At 72.1% G+C, this 14,963-nt stretch carries 15 protein-coding genes and 2 tRNA genes; 12 read left to right on the top strand and 5 right to left on the bottom strand.

Annotation, left to right across the window (positions count from 1 at the left end; translation table 11 throughout):
* The first annotated feature begins 43 nt into the window (after positions 1 to 43).
* On the top strand, positions 44 to 733 hold the full coding sequence (locus ACXET9_RS01935; RefSeq protein WP_457884350.1) for a class I SAM-dependent methyltransferase: 690 nt from the start codon (positions 44 to 46) through the stop codon (positions 731 to 733).
* A 75-nt stretch (positions 734 to 808) separates the two neighbouring features.
* Here ACXET9_RS01935 and ACXET9_RS01930 read toward each other — a convergent pair whose 3' ends face one another.
* From ACXET9_RS01930 to ACXET9_RS01920, 3 genes are read right to left on the bottom strand one after another with little or no spacing between them, the layout of a single operon-like run.
* Positions 809 to 2,011: an aminotransferase-like domain-containing protein gene (locus ACXET9_RS01930; protein ID WP_457884348.1), complete on the bottom strand. Its 1,203-nt coding sequence runs from the start codon at positions 2,009 to 2,011 to the stop codon at positions 809 to 811.
* 12 nt (positions 2,012 to 2,023) lie between these two features.
* A complete protein-coding gene (locus tag ACXET9_RS01925) occupies positions 2,024 to 2,530 on the bottom strand; it encodes a methylated-DNA--[protein]-cysteine S-methyltransferase (protein WP_457884346.1) in 507 nt (168 codons plus the stop codon).
* Positions 2,527 to 4,107: an Ada metal-binding domain-containing protein gene (locus ACXET9_RS01920; protein WP_457884345.1), complete on the bottom strand. Its 1,581-nt coding sequence runs from the start codon at positions 4,105 to 4,107 to the stop codon at positions 2,527 to 2,529. Before ACXET9_RS01920 ends, ACXET9_RS01925 begins: the two co-directional genes overlap by 4 nt.
* A gap of 94 nt (positions 4,108 to 4,201) precedes the next feature.
* Here ACXET9_RS01920 and ACXET9_RS01915 point away from each other — a divergent pair, with 94 nt between their 5' ends.
* From ACXET9_RS01915 to ACXET9_RS01900, 4 genes are read left to right on the top strand one after another with little or no spacing between them, the layout of a single operon-like run.
* Positions 4,202 to 5,008: an SAM-dependent methyltransferase gene (locus ACXET9_RS01915; RefSeq protein ID WP_457884343.1), complete on the top strand. Its 807-nt coding sequence runs from the start codon at positions 4,202 to 4,204 to the stop codon at positions 5,006 to 5,008.
* Positions 5,005 to 5,457: a helix-turn-helix transcriptional regulator gene (locus ACXET9_RS01910; RefSeq protein WP_457884341.1), complete on the top strand. Its 453-nt coding sequence runs from the start codon at positions 5,005 to 5,007 to the stop codon at positions 5,455 to 5,457. The genes ACXET9_RS01915 and ACXET9_RS01910 overlap by 4 nt, the downstream gene beginning before the upstream one ends.
* Before the next feature lie 10 nt (positions 5,458 to 5,467).
* Positions 5,468 to 5,911: a VOC family protein gene (locus tag ACXET9_RS01905; protein ID WP_457884339.1), complete on the top strand. Its 444-nt coding sequence runs from the start codon at positions 5,468 to 5,470 to the stop codon at positions 5,909 to 5,911.
* 55 nt (positions 5,912 to 5,966) lie between these two features.
* Positions 5,967 to 6,416: an iron chaperone gene (locus ACXET9_RS01900; protein ID WP_457884338.1), complete on the top strand. Its 450-nt coding sequence runs from the start codon at positions 5,967 to 5,969 to the stop codon at positions 6,414 to 6,416.
* Between the two features lie 213 nt (positions 6,417 to 6,629).
* Here ACXET9_RS01900 and ACXET9_RS01895 read toward each other — a convergent pair.
* Positions 6,630 to 6,700 (bottom strand) — tRNA-Gly (locus tag ACXET9_RS01895).
* 206 nt (positions 6,701 to 6,906) lie between these two features.
* Between ACXET9_RS01895 and ACXET9_RS01890 the strand changes: the two genes are divergently transcribed.
* A tRNA-Pro gene (locus ACXET9_RS01890) sits at positions 6,907 to 6,980 on the top strand.
* Positions 6,981 to 7,070: 90 nt separating this feature from the next.
* Entirely contained in the window at positions 7,071 to 8,435 is a 1,365-nt protein-coding gene (gene tig / locus ACXET9_RS01885; RefSeq protein WP_457884336.1) for a trigger factor, read from the top strand.
* 443 nt (positions 8,436 to 8,878) lie between these two features.
* Here the strand turns inward: tig and ACXET9_RS01880 are convergent, their stop codons facing one another.
* Complete coding sequence (locus tag ACXET9_RS01880) at positions 8,879 to 9,745, bottom strand: C40 family peptidase (RefSeq protein WP_457884334.1); 867 nt, start codon at positions 9,743 to 9,745, stop codon at positions 8,879 to 8,881.
* Positions 9,746 to 10,286: 541 nt separating this feature from the next.
* On the opposite strand from ACXET9_RS01880, the gene ACXET9_RS01875 reads away from it, so the two are divergent.
* The 5 genes from ACXET9_RS01875 to ACXET9_RS01855 all read left to right on the top strand — a co-directional run bounded on the left by ACXET9_RS01875 (position 10,287) and on the right by ACXET9_RS01855 (position 14,937).
* Positions 10,287 to 10,886, top strand: a complete 600-nt coding sequence (locus ACXET9_RS01875; protein WP_457884974.1) for an ATP-dependent Clp protease proteolytic subunit — start codon at positions 10,287 to 10,289, stop codon at positions 10,884 to 10,886.
* Positions 10,887 to 11,004: 118 nt separating this feature from the next.
* Positions 11,005 to 11,634 carry an ATP-dependent Clp protease proteolytic subunit gene (locus tag ACXET9_RS01870; RefSeq protein WP_457884973.1) on the top strand — a complete coding sequence of 210 codons (630 nt, stop codon included), beginning with the start codon at positions 11,005 to 11,007 and terminating at the stop codon, positions 11,632 to 11,634.
* Positions 11,635 to 11,836: 202 nt separating this feature from the next.
* Positions 11,837 to 13,180 (top strand): ATP-dependent Clp protease ATP-binding subunit ClpX, encoded by a 1,344-nt coding sequence (gene clpX / locus ACXET9_RS01865; protein WP_457884332.1) that lies wholly within the window; start codon positions 11,837 to 11,839, stop codon positions 13,178 to 13,180.
* Positions 13,180 to 13,503 carry a chorismate mutase gene (locus tag ACXET9_RS01860; protein ID WP_457884331.1) on the top strand — a complete coding sequence of 108 codons (324 nt, stop codon included), beginning with the start codon at positions 13,180 to 13,182 and terminating at the stop codon, positions 13,501 to 13,503. Before clpX ends, ACXET9_RS01860 begins: the two co-directional genes overlap by 1 nt.
* Before the next feature lie 117 nt (positions 13,504 to 13,620).
* Positions 13,621 to 14,937, top strand: coding sequence for a WXG100 family type VII secretion target (locus ACXET9_RS01855; RefSeq protein WP_457884329.1), 1,317 nt, complete (start codon positions 13,621 to 13,623; stop codon positions 14,935 to 14,937).
* The last annotated feature ends 26 nt before the right edge of the window (positions 14,938 to 14,963 follow it).

Genomic DNA, 14,963 nt, shown 5'->3' with positions numbered 1-14,963 from the left:
GGAGCACGGACGAGCAGGACCCGCGAGGAGGAGAGCAGGAGCGATGGACCTCAGGACCACGACGAACCCGATGGTGCGCTGGACCGGGCGCGCCCTCGAGGCGGCGAACGCCCGCCACCCCTGGAACCACAACGACCACTTCCACCGCTGGATCCTGCGCTCGCTGCCCGTCGGCGCCCGGCGCGTGCTCGACGTCGGCTGCGGGCGGGGCGCCCTCGTCGCCGCGCTGCACGAGCGACTCGGCGGGGACGCGCTCGTCGTCGGGATCGACCCCGATGCGCGCATGGCGCTGCGTGCCGCCGAGCGCTTCCGCGGGACCGAGGGGGTGCGGATCCGCCGGGCGAGCCTCGCGGACATCGCCCGTGAGGGCGGCCCCTACGACGCCCTCACCCTGGTCGCGTCGCTGCACCACATGGACCTCGGGACCGCCCTGGTCCAGGCGCGGGACCTGCTGCGGCCGGGCGGACGCCTGCTGATCGTCACGCTCGTGCGCCCCGACGGCGCCCTCGACACCGTCTGGGACGTCGTCTGCGCGGTGACGAATCCGCTGATCGGCCTGGTCAAGCATCCCCGTCGGGCACACGGGCCGGTGGGGGACGGGGCGATGCCGGTGCAGGATCCCGCCGCCAGCATCGCCGAGCTGCGCGAGCGCGCGCAGGAGCTGCTGCCGGGGGCGCGGATCCGTCGTCGCGTCGGCTTCCGCGTCACCCTCTGCTGGACGAAGCCCGTCTGAGCGACGGCCGGCCGCGCCGGCGATCGGCGACGGCCGGCCGTGGCAGTGATCAGCGGCGGCCGGCCGCGGAGATGATCAGCGGGGGCGGTGGGCGTCGATGACCTCTCCCAGGCGGCCGACGGCGTCGACGATGACCTCGGGGGAGTGGGTCACGAAGCTCAGGCGCATCGTCGAGCGGTCCGGATCCGAGGCGAAGAACGACCAGCCGGGCAGATAGGCGACCCCGGCGTCGACCGCGTCGGCGAGCATCGCCTGCGCATCCCAGCCCTCGCCGAGCGCCGCCCACAGGAACATGCCGCCGTCGGGCCGCGTCACATGCGCCCCCTCCGGGAGGATCGGCGCGATGGCCGCGGCCAGCGCATCGCGGCGCTCCCGATAGACGCCGCAGACCGTCTTCACGTGCGTGGCGAGATCCGCGACGTCGAGATAGCGGGCGACCGTCAGCTGGTCCACCACCGAGGACTGCATGGAGATCGCCGCCTTCGCGACCGCGAGGGTGTCGAGGATCGGGCCCTCCGCGCGGATCCACCCGATCCGCAGGCCCGGGCTCATCAGCTTGCTCATCGAGTTCAGCAGCAGCGTGCGCGCGCCCATCCCGGGCAGCGAGGCGATCGGCGCCCAGGTGCTGCCGGTGAAGGTCAGCTCGCCGTACGGATCGTCCTCCACCAGCGGCACGCCCGTGCGCAGCAGCACCTCGGCGACGGCCTGCCGGCGCAGCATCGGCATCGTCCGCCCGGTGGGGTTCTGGAACGTCGGGATCAGGTAGACGAAGCGGGGATGGTGCCGGCGGATCGCCTCCTCGAGCGCCTCCGGGATCACGCCGTCGTCATCGGTGTCCACGCCGATCATGTGCGCGCCGTGCACGCCGAAGGCCTGCACCGCCGCGAGATAGGTGGGGGACTCCACGAGCACGGTGTCGCCGGGCTCGATGAGCGCCTCGGCGATCACGAACAGCGCCTCCTGGGAGCCGGAGGTGATGCGGATCTGCGAGGCGTCCGTCGGGAGCGCACGGGACAGCCGGCGCGCGGCCTGCTCCCGCAGCTCGAGCTCGCCCTCGCTGACGCCGTACTGCAGGGCCCGGCCGCCCTGGGTCGAGAGCACCCAGTCGTAGGCCGCGGCGACGTCCTCGAGCGCGAACAGCTCCGGATCGGGGATGCCCCCGGCGAAGGAGACCACGCCCTCCTTCGCGGCGAGCGCGAAGATGTCCTTGAGCGGCGAGGACTCCATGCCCGCGTAGCGGGCGGCGACGGGGAAGCGGAACGGCTGGGACGAGGTCATCGACCCATGGTGTCACCTCTCCTGCGCGCCCTCGAGGAGGAGCAGTGCCTGTTTGGTCGCAATCCCGCCCGCGTAGCCGGTGAGGGAGCCGCTCGCGCCGAGCACCCGATGGCAGGGCACGATGATCGAGATCGGGTTCGCGCCGACCGCCGCGCCGACGGCCTGCGCGGCCCGCGGCCGGCCGATGTCCTGCGCGATCGTGCCGTAGGTGACGGTGGTGCCGCGCGGGATGGCGGCCAGGCGCTCCCAGACCGCGTGCTGGAACGGGGTGCCCGCGGGATCCAGGGGCAGGTCGAAGGCGGTGCGCTCGCCGGCGAGGTACTCCCGCAGCTGCGCCTCGGCGGCGTCGAGGACGGGATGGGGCCCCGTCCGCTCCGCGCCGAGCGCGCTGCGGCGGGCCCCGGCGGGGAAGTGCGACTGCTCCTCCCGCCAGACGCCGACGAGGGCGTCGGGGCGGGCGGCCACGAGATAGCGGCCGATGGGGGTGGAGATCCAGCGGTGCGCGACGGCGTCGGTCATGAGAGGTCCTTCCTCGGAGCGGAGGCATGGTGCCACAGGTGCCGGGCGGCGTAGGAGCGCCAGGGGGAGGCGGCCGCCAGGGCGGTCGCGAGCTCGTCGTGGTCGGCAGCGAGGCCGAGATCGCGGGCGGCGGAGAGCAGGGCGGCGTCCCGCGGCAGGACGACGTCGATCGCGCGGGCGGCCCGCAGCAGCACGTAGTCGGCGGTCCAGGGGCCGACGCCGCGCAGGGCGAGCAGCCGCTCGCGCAGCTCCTCGGGGGAGACCGACGGTCCCGCGCCGACCGGGGCGGAGAGGGCCTCCCGGAGAGCGCGGCGCCGGGCGGCGGGACCGCGGAACCAGTCCTCGGCCCGTTCCGCCGCGCGCCGCGGGTCGACCGGCAGCCGGTGCAGGGCGCCCGGTCGGGACGGATCCTCCCGCAGCTCCTCGGGCAGCAGCATGCCCGCGGGATCCTCGCGCTCGAGCAGGTCCGCCGCACGGGTGATCTGCTCGCGGGTCTGGACCACCGTGACCTGCTGGCCGACGATCGCCCACAGCAGCGCCTCGCCGACGCTCGTCGTCCCCGGCAGCCGCACGCCGGGCCGGGCCGCGACCAGCGGGCCGAGAGCGGGGAGGGCGGCGGTGAGCCCCTGGTCGATGCCCACGGGATCGGCGTCGAGGTCGAGCAGGCGGCGCACGAGCGCGATCGCCGCGGGCAGATCGCGCAGATCCGCCAGGCGCGCCTCGAGCGGGATCGGGCCGTCCGCCCCCAGATCCGCCTCCAGCACCGCCGGCCCGCGCGGCAGTCGCACGGCGCGCGCCCAGCGCATGCCCTCGACGCGCTCGGTGCCGGGCACGGCGCGCGCCGCCGTCCAGCGCAGGAGGCCGTCGGCGTCGAAGGGTCGACGCACCGCCAGATCGACCCGCACAGCGGCGATCGTCGGCGGGGCGTCCGCGCGCACCGCGGACGTCGTCGTGCTGGTCGCCGGCGGAGCGGGGCGGGCCTCCCGGATGCTCCGGGAGCCGGATCCGCCGCGGATCGTCGAGGGGGAGCGGCCGAAGATCCTGCGGACCGTGTCGTGCAGCTGCCGCTCGCTGCCGAAGCCCGCGGCGGAGGCGACCTCCGCGAGCGGCAGGGAGGTGCTCCGCAGCAGCTCATGGGCGCGCCGGGCACGGGCCATGCGGGCGTGGGCGACGGCGCTCGCCCCCGTGCGCTCCACCAGCGCGCGATGCAGCGTGCGCTCGGAGACATGCAGACGGGCGGCGAGATCGGCGACGTGGGCGGGGCCGTCCGGCCCCGCGTCGAGCACGCCGTCGCCGATGAGCAGCAGCGCACGCCGCGCGAGCGAGCCCGAGGGATCGGCGGCGTCGGCCCCGGGCGGCGCGAGCGGACCGCAGCGCTTGCACGCGCGATATCCGCGCTCGACCGCCGCGGCGGCGCTCGGGACGAACTCGACGCTGCCGCGACCGGGCGTGCGCGCCGGGCAGGACGGACGGCAGAAGATGCCGGTGGTGCGCACGCAGGTGAAGAAGACGCCGTCGAAGCGCCCGTCGCGGGCGCTGATGGCGGCGTAGCGCTGATCGTCGGTGAGCTCGTCCATGCCCTCAGTGTTCTCGCCGTCGGCCTGCGGCGCCAGCGGGATCCGGACACCGCGGTGCTTGCCCCGATCCGCAGCAGGCCGCAGAATCGACGACGTGGATGAGCACGAGCTGGTCGCGAGGCTGCGTCGCGCGGGCTGCGTCTTCGCCGAGGAGGAGGCCCGCGCGCTCCGGGATGCCGCCGACCGCGGCGGCGACCTCGAGACCCTGTGCGCGCGCCGCGAGGCCGGGGAGTTCCTCGAGCGCGTCGTCGGGAGCGTCGAGCTGGCCGGGGAGCGCCTCGCCGTCGGACCCGGCACCTTCGTCCCCCGCCAGCGCACCCGGCTGCTGATCGAGCAGACCCTCGCCGCCCTCGAGCGCACGCGCGCCGCGGACCCCGCGCGGACGCCGGTGCTGGTCGAGGCCTGCTGCGGAGCCGCTCCCATCGCCGCGATCGCCGCCCGCCGCCTCCCGGGGATCGAGGTCCATGCCACCGACCGCAGCGCCGCGGCGCTCGCCGACGCCCGGCGGAACCTCCCGACCGGCGCCGGGATCCACCGCGGGGACCTGCTGGCCGGGCTCCCGTCCTCGCTCGTCGGCCGCGTCGACGTCCTCGCCGCGGTTCCGCCGTACGTGCCGTCCGCGCAGATCCCGCTGATGTCCCGCGAGGCCCGTGAGCACGAGGACCGCGGCGCCCTCGACGGCGGCGCCGACGGGCTCGCCGTCGTCCGTGCCCTCGCGGACTCCTGCGGGCCCTGGCTCCGGGACCCCGGCGGGATCCTCCTGCTCGAGATGCATGCGGCGCAGGCCGATGGCGCGCTCGCGCACGCCTCCGCGTGCGGGCTGGTCGGGGACGTCGCGACCGGGACCGACGGACGCACCGGCGTGCTGCGCCTGCACCGTCGGCGGACGGAGCGCCCATGACCCCGGCCCGCGACGACCTGGTGCTGCTGCGGCGCGTGCGCGACCGCATGGACCGCGAGCACGCGCAGCCGCTGGACGTGGAGGAGCTCGCCCGCGGAGTCCACCTCTCCGCCGGGCATCTCAGCCGACGCTTCCGCGAGGAGTACGGCGAATCCCCGTACTCCTATCTCATGACGCGCCGCATCGAACGGGCGATGGCGCTGCTGCGCCTGACCGACCGCTCCGTCACCGACATCTGCATGGAGGTCGGCTTCTCCTCGCTGGGCACCTTCTCCACGCGCTTCAAGGAGCTCGTCGGCGTCTCGCCGAGCGGCTACCGCGAGCGCGGCGCCGAGATCACCGACGCGATGCCCGCGTGCATCGCCCGGCGCGTCACCCGACCGATCCGGAGGAGTGATCAGGAAGAGATGATCAGGAACGGAGAAGCGCCGGCGCCGAGCGAACCCTAGATTCGTCGTCATGAGCACCGCGCAGAACGCCCCCGCCCCGCTCCCGCTGAGCATCCACTCGAGCTTCCTCCCGCACACCGACCCCGAGGCCTCGCTGGCCTTCTACCGCGACGTCCTCGGCCTCGAGGTCCGCCTCGACGTCGGCGGCGGCCCGATGCGCTGGATCACCGTCGGCCCCGTCGGCCAGGACGACACCGCGATCGTGCTGCATCCGGTCCTCGCCGGGAACGGCCTGACCGAGGAGGAGCATGCGACGCTCCTCGCGATCATCGCCAAGGGCGCCTACTTCGGCGTCAACCTCGCCGCCGCCGACCTCGACGCGACCTTCGCCGCGCTCGAGGCCGCCGGGGCGGAGATCGTCCAGGAGCCCATCGACCAGGCCTACGGCGTGCGCGACATCGCCGTCCGCGACCCCGCCGGCAACCTCCTGCGCATCCAGCAGGCGCGCCCCTGAGCGCACGAGCACGATTCAGCAGACCATCCCGACAGTCGAACCATCAGGAGGAACCATGACGGACGAGAGCACGACGAGCAGCGGATTCACCGATGCCGAACGGGCTGCCATGCGCGCCCGCGCGGACGAGATCCGCGCGGAGAAGGCGCTCGGCAAGGGCGCGAAGAAGCGCGAGGCGGACCGCGCGAAGCTCCAGGAGCTGATCGACTCCCTCCCCGACGGGGACCGCGCCGCCCTCACCCGCGTCCACGAGGTCGTCTCCCTCGTCGCCCCGCAGCTCGACCCGCGCACCTGGTACGGGATGGCCGCCTGGGCGCTCGACGGCGAGGTGCTGTGCTTCTTCACCCACGCCTCGAAGTTCGGCGAGCGGTACCACAGCTTCGGCTTCAACGCCGTCGCCGCGCTCGACGACGGATCGATGTGGCCGACGTCGTTCGCGGTGACGGAGGTCGACGACGACGTGGCCGCGCGGATCGCCGATCTGGTGGGACGCGCGCTGGGCTGATCCCCTGAGGGGTCCCGGGTGAGCCTCGGATGCTCCCCGACGGTGTCCGCTGATCGAGGGCGGGGATCAGTTCTGGAACGGGATCTCGAATCCGAGGCCCGCGTCCATCACGGCGGGAAGGGAAGAGCAGAAGGGCCTCGGCGATCGCCGGGGCCCTTCTGCATCGACCGGGCTCCGAGACGTCGACGAACGATGTCCTGAGAGGTCGCTGGGAGCGGATGACGGGAATCGAACCCGCGTAATCAGTTTGGAAGACTGAGGCTCTACCATTGAGCTACATCCGCGTGACCTGCATGTCTGCCGGTCAGACGATCGTCCGGTGGTTCGCTGGAGTGCGAGTGCGGTCGACCGATCGCCCCTATTGAACCAGATGCTGAGCGAGGGGACACATCGGGGGCGCCCGAGTGTGGTGCATGTATCTGCTCACAGGTGTCCCGGACGCTCGGCGCGCACCCCATGGTGAGCGGGTAGCATCTGATGGGTTGCCCTCCGGGGTGTAGCTCAGCTTGGTAGAGCACCCGCTTTGGGAGCGGGAAGTCGCAGGTTCAAATCCTGTCACCCCGACTCCGCCTCCGGGTCGTCGCCCCTGAGCGCGCCGGCGGCAGTCGTGACAACAGACCTTCATCCACCACATCCAACAGGGAGACCTGACCAGTGAAGACCGCCTCCGAGAAGCTCGGCCCCACCCGCGTGAAGCTCACCGTCGAGGTGCCCTTCGACGAGCTGAAGCCGGCCGTCGAGGCCGCCACCCAGAAGATCTCCGAGCAGGTCCAGATCCCGGGCTTCCGCAAGGGCAAGGTCCCCGCGCGCATCGTCGAGCAGCGCTTCGGCCGTCCGGCGATCATGCAGGAGGCCGTCAACGACGCGATGCCCGACTTCTACCAGCAGGCCGCCGCTGAGGCGGAGCTGAAGCCGGTCGGCCGCCCCGAGGTCGAGATCACCGAGATCCCGGGCCTCGACGGCAAGGACGAGGGCACCCTGGTCTTCGTCGTCGAGCAGGACGTGCGCCCCGAGATCGCCCTGCCCGACTTCTCGACCATCGAGCTCGAGATCGAGGAGCCCGTCGTCGACGACGACGCCGTCGAGGTGCGCCTGGACGAGCTGCGCGAGCGCTTCGGCACCCTCGCCGGCGTCGACCGCCCCGCCGAGGACCGCGACTTCGTGTCCCTGAACATGACCGCGACCATCGACGATGAGGAGATCGAGTCCGTCGAGGGCGTCTCCTACCAGATCGGCGAGGGCAACATGCTCGAGGGTCTGGACGAGGCTCTCATCGGCCTGTCGGCCGGCGAGTCCACCACCTTCACCTCGAAGCTGGCCGGCGGCGACCGCGCCGGCGAGGAGGCCAGCATCACCGTCTCCGCCGAGTCCGTGAAGGAGCGCGAGCTCCCCGAGGCCGACGACGAGTTCGCCGAGCTCGCCTCCGAGTTCGACACCATCGAGGAGCTCAAGGACGACCTGCGCGCCCGCGCCGCGGCCGATGCCGAGGGCAACCGCGTCGCCATCGCCCGCAACGCGCTCCTCGAGAAGCTCCTCGACGAGCTCGAGATCCCCGTCCCCGAGCAGCTCGTGGCCGACGAGATCCTGCAGCACCTCGAGAACGAGGGCAAGCAGGCCGACGACCCGCACGCCGAGGAGATCCGCGAGGACACCGAGAAGGCGATCCGCGCGCAGTTCCTGCTCGACGAGATCAACGCGACCCGCGAGGTCCAGGTCGGCCAGGGCGATCTCATGAGCTACATGAGCCAGCTCTCCGCCCAGTACGGCATCGAGCCGAACCAGCTGCTGCAGATGCTCGCCCAGTCCGGCCAGCTCGAGCAGATCTTCGGCGAGGTCCAGCGCTCGAAGGCGCTCGACGTGGCCCTGGCCGACGTCACCGTCAAGAACGCCGCGGGCGAGGTCCTCGACCTCGGCCTCGACGAGGACGTGTCCGCCGAGGACGAGACGGCTGAGGACGAGGCCTCCGACGACGAGTCCGCTGAGGCTCCCGCCGCCGAGGACGCCGAGTCCGACAAGTGACCGACGTCCCGGGCTGAGCCCCGGGGACCCGGTCGAGAAGGCCGCCGCCCCTCAGGGGGCGGCGGCCTTCTCGCTGTTCGAAGCGGGGCAGGGTCCTCGAGCGGCCTCGAGCGGGTGGAGTCTTCGCACCGTCCGAGCGGCGGACCGCTCTCCGTCCTCGTCAGCGCAGGTGCATGCTCGGCTCGTCGGCTCGTCGGCTCGTCGGCTCGTCGGCTCGTCGGCTCGTCGCACCGCAGCTCGCAGCTGGACGCGGACTGCCACCGGGCACGACGCGCCGGCGCGACGGACTCGTGGAGTCGGAGCATCACCGGCCCCGGACATGCGAGAGCGCCCGGCCTCCTGGATGAGGAGACCGGGCGCTCTGGTGCAGTCGATCGGGTCCGGGAGGGGCCGGCTCGTGGCCGTGCCTCCCGGACCCGCTGCGGGATCCGAGGATCCGGAGATCAGCGGTAGGTGACGAAGCCCAGCGGGGAGCCCCAGATCGCACGCTCGACGACCTGGCTCTTGGAGCGCGAGGCGTCGATGATCATGCCGTCGCCGACGTAGATTGCGACGTGGCCGGAGTAGACCACGATGTCGCCGGCCTGGGCCTGGGACTGCGAGATCCAGGTGCCGCCGGAGGCGATCGAGCCGGACTGGTGGGGGAGGCTGATGCCGGCCGCCTGGTAGGCGTACTGGACCAGGCCGGAGCAGTCGAAGCCGCTGAGCGAGGCGCCGGCCCAGACGTAGGGGGTGCCGATGGCCGAGCGGGCGCGGTCGACGATCGCGCTGCCGGAGCTCGTGGTCGAGGAGGAGCTCGAGCTGCTGGTCGAGGCCGCGGAAGCCACGGTGCCGCCGTTGAGGGCCGCACGGGTCTTGGGGCCGACGACGCCGTCGACCGCGAGGCCGGAGTTGCTCTGGTAGGAGCGGACCGCGGAGTTGGTCTTGGAGCCGAAGACGCCGTCGACGGCCAGGTTCGCGCCGTTCTCGTTCAGCGCCGTCTGCAGCTCGGTGACCGCGTCGCCGCGGGAGCCGAAGCGGAGCTTCGTGGAGGAGGTCAGCGAGCTCGCGGAGACCGAGGTGGCCGCGTCGGCCGCGGTGCTCACCGTGGCCGCGACGGCGGTGCTGGCCGCGGCGGTCTGGGTGGCCGTGGCGACGGCGGGGGTGGCGGTGGTGGCCGGGGCGGCCTGGGCCGAGGTGCCCGCGAAGGCGGTGCCGACCAGGACCGTGCCGAGGACCGCGGCGCCGCCGAGGCCGCGAGCGGCGCGCTGGGCGTTGGTGGCGGGGGTGATGGCGCGGCCGGGGGCGCGGTGCGAGTTGTGCTTAGCCATGAGGTGAGTGCTTTCCTTCCGACCCCGGTCGGGTCGATTCGTCCTGCGGTGGTGATGCTTCGTGAGCTGCTGACAGCAACCGTAGGAGCCCCGATCGGTGGAGTTAAGGGGCTTGGAAGAGCCGGGCAGGGGACTTGGTCGACCCTTTACGTCACGGCGACTGTTCGTGACCGGAACGCGCAGCGGCTTGACCCGAGCGGGGGACCTGGGGCACAACGGTCAAGACGTCCGGGACCGTCCGACGGGCCCCTGGACGGCGGGATCTCCGGTGTCGGGCGTCCGGGGCGGCACTCCGGTGGGGCCCGCGCGATCCTGTTCGGCGGGGATCGGAGGCGTCCGGGAGCGTCCGGTCCGCACGGTCGCGTCCGTGGCGGGCGGGGGCGGTGCAGGGCGGGAGGCGCGGCGGCCGGTTCCTCCGCGAACAGGTAGGCCCAGGGCGAACAGCGCGCCGTGGCGCCTCTCCGCCGCCTAGAGTCGTCTCATCGCCGATTCCCGCCACGAAGGAGACACCGTGACCTCCCAGAGCAACGACCACCGGCCCATGAGCGCGGCCGGCGACTCCCCGATGGGGCTGGACGACAACGTCTACCAGCGCCTGCTGCGCGAGCGCATCGTGTGGCTGGGGTCCGAGGTCCGCGACGAGAACGCCAACGCCATCTGCGCCAAGATGCTGCTGCTGGCCGCCGAGGACCCTGAGAAGGACATCTACCTGTACATCAACAGCCCCGGCGGATCGATCACCGCGGGCATGGCCATCTACGACACCATGCAGTACATCCAGCCGGACGTCGTCACGGTGGCCATGGGCATGGCCGCCTCGATGGGGCAGTTCCTGCTGTCCTCCGGCACCAAGGGCAAGCGGTTCGCGACCCCGCACACCCGCGTGCTCCTGCACCAGCCGCTCGGCGGCCTCGGCGGCACCGCCTCGGAGATCAAGATCCAGGCCGAGCTGATCCTCTCCATGAAGCAGCAGATGGCCGAGCTGACCGCGGAGCAGACGGGGAAGACGATCGAGCAGGTCACGGCGGATGCCGACCGCGACCACTGGTTCACCGCCCCCGAGGCCCTCGAGTACGGCTTCATCGACAAGATCGTCACCCGCGCGAACGACGTCACGGGCATCGGCGGGGCCGGGCACTGACCCGGCCCCGCCCCGGAACCGCCCGCCTCATCCGACACGCCTCGAGCAAGGAGACCCCGTGACCTTCGATCCCCGTCTCGCCCCCTACGCGCAGGCCGGCTACGGCCAGGCCGGCCCGATGCCGACCTCCCGCTACGTCCTGCCCCAGTACGAGGAGCGCACCGCCTACGGCTTCAAGCGCCAGGACCCGTACACCAAGCTCTTCGAGGACCGCATCATCTTCCTCGGCGTGCAGGTGGACGACGCCTCGGCCGACGACGTGATGGCCCAGCTGCTGGTCCTGGAGTCCCAGGACCCCGACCGCGACATCACGCTGTACATCAACAGCCCCGGCGGCTCCTTCACCGCGCTGACCGCCATCTACGACACGATGCAGTACATCAAGCCGGACATCACCACGGTGTGCCTCGGCCAGGCGGCCTCCGCCGCCGCCGTGCTGCTGGCCGCGGGCGCGCCCGGCAAGCGCCTGGCCCTGCCCAACGCGCGCATCCTCATCCACCAGCCCGCGATGGGCGGCCAGGGGGGCGGCGGGCAGGCGTCCGACCTCGAGATCCAGGCCAACGAGATCATGCGCATGCGCGGATGGCTCGAGGAGACCCTCGCGCACCACTCGGGCCGCAGCAAGGAGGAGATCAGCCGCGACATCGAGCGCGACAAGATCCTCACCGCCCAGGCCGCCCTCGACTACGGCCTGGTCGACCAGGTGCTCGCCTCCCGCAAGGAGGCGCGCCCGCAGCTGGGCCGCTGACGACCGACGGCGCCCCGTGCGCCCGACGCTCCGCGACGCCGGAAGGGGCTGTCCGCACGCAGGCGTCCTGCCGCGTGCCTGCGACGTGGTGAGCCCGCCCTGGGCTACCGTGGAGCGGGTCCGGGGCTGTCGACCCGCGGAGAGAGGGCCGCTCCGGCGCCCTCCCGGCAAGGAATACCACCGGTAAGGAAAGAGGACGGACATGGCTCGCATCAGCGACGGAGCCGACGTTTTCAAGTGCTCCTTCTGCGGGAAGTCGCAGAAGCAGGTGGAGCGCCTGATCTCCGGTCCGCAGGTGTACATCTGCGAAGAGTGCATCGAGCTGTGCAACGAGATCATCGCCGAGGAGATCCAGGCGGCCCAGCCCGTCGCCGAGAAGCAGGCGCCGCTGCCGACGCCGCGGGAGATCTTCGACTTCCTCGAGGAGTACGTCATCGGCCAGGAGCCGGCGAAGCGGGCTCTCGCGGTCGCGGTCTACAACCACTACAAGCGGGTGCGCGCCCAGGAGCAGGAGCAGGCGCAGGCGCTCAAGCCCGCCGGCCGCTCCGCCAAGGCCGGCGAGGCCGAAGAGATCTCCCCGGCCTCCGAGGTCGAGGTCGCCAAGTCGAACGTCATGATCGTCGGCCCCACGGGCTGCGGGAAGACGTATCTCGCGCAGACCCTGGCGAAGATGCTCGACGTGCCCTTCGCGATGGCCGATGCGACGGCGCTGACCGAGGCGGGCTACGTCGGCGAGGATGTCGAGAACATCCTCCTGAAGCTCCTCCAGGCCGCCGACTACGACGTCAAGAAGGCCGAGCGCGGCATCATCTACATCGACGAGGTCGACAAGATCGGTCGCAAGGCCGAGAACCCGTCGATCACCCGCGACGTCTCCGGCGAGGGCGTGCAGCAGGCGCTGCTGAAGATCCTCGAGGGCACGGTCGCGGCGGTGCCGCCGCAGGGCGGTCGCAAGCACCCCCATCAGGACTTCATCCAGATCGATACGACCAACGTCCTGTTCATCGTCGCCGGCGCCTTCGCCGGCATCGAGGACATCATCGGCTCCCGCATCGGCAAGCGCGGCATCGGCTTCGGCGCCGAGCTGCACACCCCGATGGAGCAGGAGCAGATCTATGCCGAGCTGCGGCCCGAGGACCTGCTGAAGTTCGGACTGATCCCCGAGTTCATCGGCCGTCTGCCGGTCATCACGAGCGTGGCGAACCTCGACCGCGATGCTCTCATCCAGATCCTCACGGAGCCGAAGAACGCCCTGATCAAGCAGTACCAGAAGATGTTCGAGCTCGACGGTGCGGAGCTCGACTTCGAGCGCAGCGCCCTCGAGGCGATCGCCGACCGCGCCATCGACCGGGGGACCGGCGCGCGCGGCCTGCGGGCGATCCTCGAGGAGGCTCTGCAGCCCGTCATGTTCGAGGTGCCCTCGCGCGGCGACATCGCCAAGGTGGTCATCACCGAGGGCGTCATCACCGCCGGCCGAGCCCCGCTCATGGTCACCGCCAAGGAGTCCGATCAGGGCTCCGCCTCCCGAGAGGACCGCACCGCCTGATGGCTGCCACCACCGACGACGTCGCCCGGGCCCGCGAGCTCCTCCTCGACGAGCGCCGCAGCATCGACAACATCGACGCCGCCCTCGTGCACCTGCTGGCCGAGCGCTTCCGCCACACGCAGCGCGTGGGCGTCCTCAAGGCCACGCACGGCCTGCCGCCGGCGGACCCGGATCGGGAGAAGCTCCAGATCGAGCGCCTGCGCTCCCTCGCCGACGAGGCCGGGCTGGATCCGACCTTCGCCGAAGCGTTCCTGCGCTTCATCGTCACCGAGGTGATCCGGCACCACGAGAGCATCCGCGACGAGAGCGCCGACGAGAGCTGACGCTCCGCCTTCCCTCCCGCCGGGCATGGGGAGTTCTCCCCATGGGCGGATCCTGCGCGTTCGCCTAGCGTTGTCCTCACGTCAGGGAACGTGGGACAGGGAAAGAGGAGCGCGGCGGTGGCAGATTTCTACGGCGGTGACACGGAGCAGATGCGCGGCCATGCGGAAGCATGCGTCCGGGGAGCGCAGCGGCTCGTCGACCTCGTGGACGCCACCTCCGCGCTCATCGAGCAGACCGAATGGGTCGGCAGCGACGCCGACGCCTTCCGGTCGGAGTGGACCGGCAGAGTGCGGGGAGCAGTCCTCTCCCGCGCCGAGGAGATCCGCCAGCACGGGGGCGAGCTGCGCGGTCACGCCGAGGAGCAGGACGATGCGTCCCGCGACGGGGACGCCGACTTCTTCGACATCGTCCGGAACCTCATCGATCCGGAGAGGTGCTGGCCGGGGATGCCGCTGGGGCCGCTCATCGGCTGGCCCGCGCCGATGCCGATCCATCCCCTCGACCTCCGCCATCTGGCCCTCGGACTCGGCGACTGGTTCTCGGGAGGCGGGGCCACGGGGGAGCAGGAGTTCTACGGCGACGCCGGATACGGCGGCCGGGGCGACGTGTACGGGAACGACCGGCCCGTCGGTGAGCAGTTCACGTGGAACCCCGATCTCCTCTCCGGTCGGGAGCTCGACACCGATCTGGGCTACGTCGACGTCCACGCGGGGGCGAACTACAGCGCGGGCGCGAACGTCACGACGGATCCCTACGGCAACATCACCGGGACCGTCGGGGCCCGCGGCAGCCTCGAGGCCGGCATCGAGGACAGCATCCGCGGCCCCTTCGGGACCGGCGTCACCGCCAGCACGAACATCGGGATGGAGGCCTACGCCGAGGCCGGCGGGACGATCGGTCCGGACGGCGCCTCGGTGGGCGCCTCCGCCGGCTCGGGAGCGTACGTCTCGCAGAACGTGACGGTCGACGGGCCGCTGGGGTCCTCGAACTCCGTCTCCCAGGACCTCTTCGTCGGCGCCGACGCCAACGCCTACGCGTACAACCACGTCACCCGCAACGACGAGGGGCAGGTCAACGGCATCACCATGGGTGCGGGGGCCAATGCCTTCGTCGGTGCGTCGGCGACGCAGACCTTCGAGTCGACCTCGCCGGGCGGCTGGTTCTCCTCCTCGACGTCGATCAGCGAGAAGGTCGGCGCGAGTGCCGGTGCGAGCGCCGGTGCCACTCTCTCCACGGATGAGGTCTCGGTCAGCGTCGGCGGATCGATCGCCGCGGAGCTCGGCTTCGGCGGCTCGACGAGCTTCGCCATCCACCCCAACGCCATCGTCGACAGCTTCACGCCGGGCGACTACGACCTCGACGACCTGGCCGGCGACTTCTCCGGGGCGATGGACACCGCCGGGGACTGGGTCCAGGACAACTGGCCCTTCTGACCGACTCTGACTGACACCGGGCGAGG

Source organism: Brachybacterium netajii (SeqCode) (assembly GCF_054114245.1).
Note: the sequence above shows the minus strand (reverse complement) of the source record. Positions and strands in the feature narration are given on the sequence as shown.